We start from the raw sequence: 7,316 nt of genomic DNA, 5'->3' as shown, positions 1-7,316 counted from the left end.
TCCGCCGTGGCGACCTGATCAGCCTTGGACCTCTCCGAAGGTCGGCGCTCTTACACCACCTCTCGGGGCACTACCCACCACCACCAGTCCGGCAGGTAGGAACGCCCGGTCGAGACCATCGCGCCCCATTCGGGATAGGGCGGCTGCGCACCCAGCCCGAGAAAGCCCAGCGAGGCCGCCGCAAGGATCGCCAGCCCCATGTCCATCGACGCCTTGACGATGATCGGTGACAGGCAGTTGGGCAGCACATGCACAAACACCACCCGCAGCGGCCCGGCGCCAAGCGCGCGGGCGGCATCGACATAGGTTTCGTTGCGCTGGCTCAGGGTCTTGGCCTGCACCAGCCGGACGTAGCCGGGCCACCACACCAGCGCGAGGGCAACCATGGCGTTGCCGATGCCCGGCCCCAGCGCGCCGACAATGGCAATCGCGAGGATCAGCCCGGGGATGGACAGGAAGATATCGGTCACGCGCATGATCGCTTCGGGAAGCCAGCCGCTGGTCATGCCGGCGATCATCCCCAGCGGCACGCCGATCAGGATGGCGATGCCGGTCACGGTCAGGCCGATCTGCAACGTGGTGCGCGCGCCAATCAGCACCCGCGACAGGATGTCCGAGCCGACCTGATCGGTGCCGAACCAGTGCTCGGGCGAGGGCGGCAACAGCTTGGCCGAGAAATCCACCGCGCCGTAAGCATCCTCTGGATAGGGCGCAAGCAGCGGGCCAAAGGCGGCGATCAGCAGGAACAGCGCCACGATCACCAGCCCGACCATCGACGAGAAGCTGCGCGAATAGGTGCGGATCAGCCGGCGGGTCTCGCGGTATTTCATCGGTTGGCGGGCGGTCGGCGTGGCCGAAGCGGAACTGGCGGATGTCATCTGTTCTACCTCAGACTTGGTTGCGCACGCGCGGATCAAGCACTGCATAGGCAAGGTCGATCAGCAGGTTGGTGAACATGAAGGCGGCGCCAAGGATCAGCGTCACGGCCATGATCGGCTCGAAGTCCGACGAGACGGCGGCCTTGGCGGCATAAAGCCCGATGCCGGGAAAATCGAAGACGCCCTCGACCAGCACGGTGCCGCCCAGCATCCAGCCAAAGCGCAGGCCGATCATCGCCAGCGACGGCAGGATGGCGTTTTTCTGGGCATAGATCGCGGTGATGCGCAGCGGGCCAATGCCCTGCGCCTTGGCGTTGATGACATAGTCGCGGCCCAGCACCTCGAGCATCTCGGCGCGGTTGACGCGGATGATCGCCGCCAGCGCCGGCAGGCTGAGCGCGGCGGCAGGCAGAACCATGTACCAAAGCGCGGTGAGCGCGGTGCGCGGATCGCCGTTCAGCAACGCATCGATGGGGATCATGCCGGTGATCTGCGGGGGCACGTCGTCGAACACCCCCAGCCGCCCGCCAAGCGGGAACCAGCCAAGTTCCAGCGCAAGATACCATTGCAGCATCAGGCCCAGCCAGAACATCGGCAGCGCCGCGCCGGACACCGCGATCAGCCGGATGCCGTGATCGGGAAAGCGGTTCTGCCAGAGCGCGGCCAGCGTGCCCAGCGGGATGCCAAAGACGATGGCGATGGTGATCGCGAAAAAGACCAGCTCCATCGTTGCCGGCAGGAACTGGGCAATGTCATCGGAGACCGAGCGCCCGGTATAGACAGAGGTGCCCAGATCGCCGCGCACCAGCTGGCCGACATACAGGGCAAATCGCACCGGAAGCGGTTTGTCAAAGCCGCGGGTTTCGCGGATCTGTTCGACCATTTCCGGGGTGGCATCAGGACCGGCGGCAAGACGCGCCGGGTCTCCGGGCGCGATGTTGGCGATGGTGAAGGTGATGATGGCGAGGCCCAGCAGCATCACCACCATCATTCCCAGGCGCTTGAGGATCAGTCTTGTCATCGCGGTCTCGATTCTGAGGGGTCCGGGCAGCCCGCCAAGGCCGCCCGGAGCGGTGTTTGTGGGATCAGGGCTGGATGTAGATCGGGTAGAGGTCGATCTCCGAGGACATGCGGATCGGGGTATCGACAAAGCCCTTCACATAGTCGCGGTGGGCGAACTGGCGCATCCGCAGCATGCCGAAGATTTCGGGCTGGATGTCGACGATCTTTTGCTGGATCTCGGCATAGATCGGCGCGCGCTCTTCCCAGTCGGACAGCTTGCGGCCCTGATCGATCAGCGCGGTCAGTTCGTCATCCTGAATGAAATGCGAGCCATAGTATTTGCCGTTCGAGATCGGGTGATACTGGATCGCCACCGCGTCGGGGTCGGTCAACACCGGCGTGGCAAAGACCGCCATCAGGTCGGGGCTGGTTTCGGCGCTCGAGGCGCGGGCCACCATGTTGGACCATGTCAGCGGCACCATTTCCAGCTCGATGTTCAGCTCTTTCAGGCTGTTGAGCAGCGACAGGCCCATCTGGCGCTGTTCTTCAAGCCCCTGCACATAGACATATTCCAGCGTGATGCCACCTTCGGGCCAAGGCGTCTTGGACAGGTAGTCCTTGGCCTTTGCCATATCCTGACGCGGCATGTCGATATCGACCTTGCCCTTGATCGCATCCGCGAAAGGCGAGGTCTGAAGCGTTGCCTTGCCGTTGTAGATCTGTAGCAGCGTCTCGTAGTCAAAGGCGTAGGCGACGGCCTTGCGCAGGTTGATGTCGGACATCAACTTGCCCTGCGTGTTGATCTTGAGACCAAAGGTCGCCAGCATCGGCGAGGCGGTGACCTCGATATCCGGGCGCCCGGCCACGACGTCGAATTCCTCGGGAGTCAGATCGCTGACCAGATCGGCCTCGCCCGACATCAGCGCGGCGCGCTGCGACGAGCTTTCCTGAATCATGCGATAGATGACGCCGCCCATCTCGTCGGAGTCATAGGGGAAGCCCTTCCAGTAATCCGCATCGCGCGCCAGCCAGTACGCGGTGCCCTGATCGAAGCGCTCCATCTCGTAGGGGCCGGACCCCGCGTCGTTTTCCGCCAGCCACGCCTTGCCGTAATCGCCATCGACGACATTGGCTTCGACCTGCGCGGGGTTGACGATGAACCACCACGGCAGGAACGACAGGAACGGCGCATAGGCCCGGTCGAGGGTGAATTCGACGGTGTGCGCGTCGAGCGCCTTGATGTTCTCGGGCTGAAGAATGTCCGAAAGCATCCAGGATGCGCCCTCGTTCAGCTCCAGAACGCGCTTGTAGGAATAGACCACGGCCTCGGCCGTCACCGGATCGCCGTTGTGGAACGTCGCCTCGGGGGCGAGGTTGAAGGTCCAAACGAGGCCATCCTCCGAGGTGGTCCAGTCGGTGGCCAGCCACGGTTCGACCTCGGGCGGGTTGCCGGTGTATTTCACCAGCCCGTCATACAGGGCGAGGGTCATCATGCGGATGGAATAATCATAGGACTGGCCGGGATCGATATGCGACACCGCCTGCCGGCTTCCGATCACCATCCAGTATTTGCCGTCGCGTTTCTCTGCCGCCGATGCTGGGGACACCAGCATGGCGAAAAGGGCAGCGGCCGAGGTCAACAGTTTGAGTTTCATGTCTGCTCTCCGTCTTCGGGGCCCATCGGTGTGCCGGTCTCGTCGAGGGAAGCTCACCTTGCCGAGCCCGCCTGCAGGGCCCATCAATTCAGAACAGACCCTTCAGGAAAAAGAGCAATCCCCAATGCCTATCATCAGCCTGAACTATGATTGGATTTTTGAGTGCCTGAAAAACAGGCGAGTACAGGGCGTCTGATCACATGATGGGCGTTGTTCGCTTTATGTTCTATTCCGGATGGCCGCATCATAAGCCCGGGGGATCGTCTTCATAGTCAAACGCTATTTGCGAAGAGGGGGTATGGAAGCGGAAGTTTCGAGCAACGATGGCCCGAATTGCGAGCCGACATGAGCTGGGGCCACGGCACTGACGGCCGTCGCCCCTACGAGAGGATGACACATGAACACCCTTGTCCAGAGGTCTCCCAGCCAGACCCACAGAACCCTGACGGCAGATGACATCGAGGCGCTGGCCGTCGGCGCGTGGATCCTGGGCACTGGCGGCGGCGGCGACCCCTATCAGAAGCTGCTCAACATGCGGCTGCTCTACGACGCTGGCCGTCAGGTCACGCTGATGGACCCGCTCGCGCTGGATGACGATGCGCTGGTCGCGGTGCTGTCCAACATGGGGGCGCCGCTGGTCGGGCAGGAACGGCTGTCGGACCCGGAATTTGCGCTGAAGCCGCTGCGGATGATGGAAGAATACCTTGGCCGCAAGTTCGACGCGGTGATGTCGCTGGAAATCGGCGGCGGCAATGGCGTGCACCCGATGATGGTCGCCGCGCTGACCGGATACCCGGTGGTGGATGCCGATACCATGGGCCGGGCCTATCCCGAGGCGCAGATGACCTCTGTCGCGGTGGCCGGGCTGCGCTGCTACCCGCTGACCATGGCCGATATCCGCGACAACGAGGTGATCATTCCCCGCGCCGCCTCTTGGCGCTGGATGGAGCGGATCTCGCGCAAGGCCTGCACCGAGATCGGATCGATCGCCGCCACCTGCAAGGCGCCGCGCTCGGGCGCCGAGGTCAAGCAGCATGGCGTGCTGTATTCGGTGTCCAAGGCGATCAACCTTGGCGTCAACGTGCTGAAGGCCCGCGCCGAACATTCCGACCCGATCGAGGCGGTGCTGTCGGCGGCCAACGGCCTGCGCCTGTTCACCGGCAAGGTCGTGGATATCGAACGGCGCACCACCGAAGGCTTCCTGCGCGGTCAGGCCCGGATCGAGGGGCTGAATGATTTCGCCGGACAGGAAATGGTGGTGCATTTCCAGAACGAATTCTCGGTGGCCTATCTTGATGGCGAACCGATCGTGATGACGCCGGATCTGATCTGCCTGCTGGATACCGTGTCGGGCGATGGCATCGGCACGGATTCACTGCGCTTTGGTCAGCGGGTCAGCGTGCTGGCGCTGCCGGCCCCGGCGGTTTTCCTCAGCGAGAAGGGCATCGCCGCCGTCGGGCCGCGCGCCTTCGGCTTCGATCTGGAATTCAAATCGGTCTTCGAGGAGTCCAACACATGAAACGCATCGGGATCGATGTCGGCGGCACCAACACGGATGCGGCGCTGCTGGATGGCGACAAGGTGATCGCGGCGGTCAAGACCTTCACCACGTCGGATGTGACCAGCGGTGTGCGCACCGCGCTTAAAGAGGTGGTCGCCAAGGCCGGAGATGCCGCGCAGGATATCGTTGCGGTGATGATCGGCACCACGCATTTCACCAATGCCGTGGTGCAACGGCGCGATCTTGGCCGCGCCGCGGCGATCCGCGTGTCGCTGCCGGCCTCGGCCAGCCTCGTGCCATTCTGCGACTGGCCCAAAGACCTCGCGTCGAAGGTGAACGGCGGCGTCTATCTTGTTGAAGGCGGTCACGAATACGACGGTCGCCCGCTGTACCCGATGGACGAGCAGGCGATCGCCCGCGCCGCACGCCTGCTCGCGCAGGACGGTGTCAAAGCCGTGGCGATTTCGGCGACCTTCTCGCCGCTGACCGCAACCTGCGAGGAGCGCGCGGCCGAGATCGTGCGCAACGAAGCCCCGGATGTGCATGTCACCATGTCCTCGACGCTGGGCCGTATCGGCCTGCTGGAACGCGAGAACGTCGCGCTGATGAATGCCTCGCTGATCGGGCTGGCGCGCGAGACGACACAGGCCTTTGTCGATGCGGTGGCCGACAGCGGTTTGGGCGCGCAGCTCTATATCACCCAGAACGACGGCACCGTGGTGCGCGCCGATGCGGCGCGCGAATACCCGGTGTTCTCGTTTGCGTCGGGGCCGACCAATTCGATGCGGGGCGCGGCGCTTCTGGCCGGGGTCGAGAACGCCATGGTCTGTGACGTTGGCGGCACCACAGCGGATATTGGATGTCTGATCAATGGCTTCCCGCGCGAAGCTAACAATGTGGTCGAAGTTGGCGGCGTGCGCACCCTGTTCCGTATGCCCGACCTGCTGTCCATCGCCGTGGGCGGTGGCACCAAGATCGGCCGCGATCCGCTGACCGTCGGGCCGGAATCGGTTGGCTACCGGCTGGCGCAAGAGGCGCGGGTGTTTGGCGGCGCGCAGATCACCGCGACGGATATCGCGGTGGCGGCGGGGCTGATCTCGCTTGGCGATGCGTCGAAGGTGGCGGATCTGCCTGCCGATTTCGTCGCGGCGGCGCTGGCGCGCATCCATGCCGATATCGCCGAGGCGGTGGATCGCATGAAGACCGACGCGACCGAGGTGCCGCTGTTGGCAGTGGGCGGTGGCGCGCGGCTGATCCCGCAGGAGATGCCCGGCATTTCCGAGGTGATTCAGGTCGAACACAGCGGCGTGGCCAATGCGGTCGGCGCGGCCATGGCGCAGATCTCGGGCGAGACCGACCGGATTTACCGCGACATGGATCGCGACGATGCCATCGCCGAGGCACGCAGCGCGGCGATTGCCGCGGCCATCGCGGCGGGGGCAGATGAAAAGACCATCAAGGTGATCGACGTCGAGGATCTGCCGCTGTCCTACCTGCCGGGGCGGGCGATCCGCGCCCGGGTGCGCGTTGTCGGCGAAGCCGCGGCGCTGACCGAGGCGGTGCCAGCGTGAGCCGCCCCGTCGTTGGGTTGCTGGTGGTCGGGCAATCGCCCCGTCCGGCCTTGCAGGAGGAGTTTCGCCACGTGTTGCCTGCGGGCGCGGCCGAGCTGAAGCTGCTTGGCGCGCTCGACCATCTCGACGCGGCGGGCCTTGCCGCCGCCGCCCCGACAAGCGACGCCGACACGCTGTACACCACGCTGCCCGATGGGCGCTCGGTGTTTGTCAGCAAGGCCGCCGTCACCGAAGGGATGCGCGCTCGGCTGGATGATCTGGCGCGCGAGACCGTCGATGTGGCGCTCATCGCCTGCACCGGCAAATTCCCCGGCCTCGAGGCCCCCGGCGTACATTTTGCCTCGGACCTGATCACCGGGGCGGTGGATGGCTGCCTGCCGGGCGCTGGCCGGCTTGGCGTCTTCATTCCGTCGCCAGCGCAGGCCGCCGCCTGTCTGAAGCGCTGGGAGCGGCCGGGGCGGACCTGTTTCGCCGTTCCGCTGCAACCCGACGCCGACGCGGCGAGCGTGCGGGCGGCGGCGCAGGAAATGGCCGAGCAGGCCCCCGACCTCGTGGTGCATGACTGCATCAGCTACACCCGTGCCAGCCGCCAGCTTGCGGCCAGCATCCACGGCAAGCAGGCGATCCTTGCAGCAGCGATCTGCGCCCGCTTTGCCGCCGAGCTGAGCGGGGCCTGAACCGCCCTGCAAGCCCTTCCTTCAATCATCTG

The 7,316-nt window shown here is 64.8% G+C and carries 6 protein-coding genes; 3 read left to right on the top strand and 3 right to left on the bottom strand.

The annotated features are described in order from the left end of the window. Positions 1 to 50: 50 nt before the first annotated feature. From Q4543_RS20285 to Q4543_RS20275, 3 genes are all read right to left on the bottom strand, one after another. Positions 51 to 878 (bottom strand): ABC transporter permease, encoded by an 828-nt coding sequence (locus tag Q4543_RS20285; RefSeq protein WP_303441336.1) that lies wholly within the window; start codon positions 876 to 878, stop codon positions 51 to 53. A 10-nt stretch (positions 879 to 888) separates the two neighbouring features. Further along, complete coding sequence (locus Q4543_RS20280) at positions 889 to 1,899, bottom strand: ABC transporter permease (protein WP_303441334.1); 1,011 nt, start codon at positions 1,897 to 1,899, stop codon at positions 889 to 891. A gap of 64 nt (positions 1,900 to 1,963) precedes the next feature. Continuing rightward, positions 1,964 to 3,535: an ABC transporter substrate-binding protein gene (locus Q4543_RS20275; protein WP_303441332.1), complete on the bottom strand. Its 1,572-nt coding sequence runs from the start codon at positions 3,533 to 3,535 to the stop codon at positions 1,964 to 1,966. Between the two features lie 397 nt (positions 3,536 to 3,932). On the opposite strand from Q4543_RS20275, the gene Q4543_RS20270 reads away from it, so the two are divergent. From Q4543_RS20270 to Q4543_RS20260, 3 genes are read left to right on the top strand one after another with little or no spacing between them, the layout of a single operon-like run. Next, positions 3,933 to 5,054, top strand: coding sequence for a DUF917 domain-containing protein (locus Q4543_RS20270; protein WP_216003795.1), 1,122 nt, complete (start codon positions 3,933 to 3,935; stop codon positions 5,052 to 5,054). Next, entirely contained in the window at positions 5,051 to 6,607 is a 1,557-nt protein-coding gene (locus Q4543_RS20265; protein WP_303441330.1) for a hydantoinase/oxoprolinase family protein, read from the top strand. The genes Q4543_RS20270 and Q4543_RS20265 overlap by 4 nt, the downstream gene beginning before the upstream one ends. Then, positions 6,604 to 7,284 (top strand): AroM family protein, encoded by a 681-nt coding sequence (locus Q4543_RS20260; RefSeq protein WP_303441328.1) that lies wholly within the window; start codon positions 6,604 to 6,606, stop codon positions 7,282 to 7,284. The genes Q4543_RS20265 and Q4543_RS20260 overlap by 4 nt, the downstream gene beginning before the upstream one ends. Positions 7,285 to 7,316: the final 32 nt, after the last annotated feature.

It is taken from the genome of Salipiger sp. 1_MG-2023 (assembly GCF_030547555.1).
In the GTDB taxonomy this organism is placed as follows: Bacteria; Pseudomonadota; Alphaproteobacteria; order Rhodobacterales; family Rhodobacteraceae; genus Salipiger.
Note: the sequence above shows the minus strand (reverse complement) of the source record. Positions and strands in the feature narration are given on the sequence as shown.

What these genes read in the sequence shown, in the direction of transcription:
- Q4543_RS20285 (WP_303441336.1), bottom strand. Translation starts at nt 878, where the DNA reads ATGACATCCGCCAGTTCCGCTTCGGCCACGCCGACCGCCCGCCAACCG.
- Q4543_RS20280 (WP_303441334.1), bottom strand. Translation starts at nt 1,899, where the DNA reads ATGACAAGACTGATCCTCAAGCGCCTGGGAATGATGGTGGTGATGCTG.
- Q4543_RS20275 (WP_303441332.1), bottom strand. Translation starts at nt 3,535, where the DNA reads ATGAAACTCAAACTGTTGACCTCGGCCGCTGCCCTTTTCGCCATGCTG.
- Q4543_RS20270 (WP_216003795.1), top strand. Translation starts at nt 3,933, where the DNA reads ATGAACACCCTTGTCCAGAGGTCTCCCAGCCAGACCCACAGAACCCTG.
- Q4543_RS20265 (WP_303441330.1), top strand. Translation starts at nt 5,051, where the DNA reads ATGAAACGCATCGGGATCGATGTCGGCGGCACCAACACGGATGCGGCG.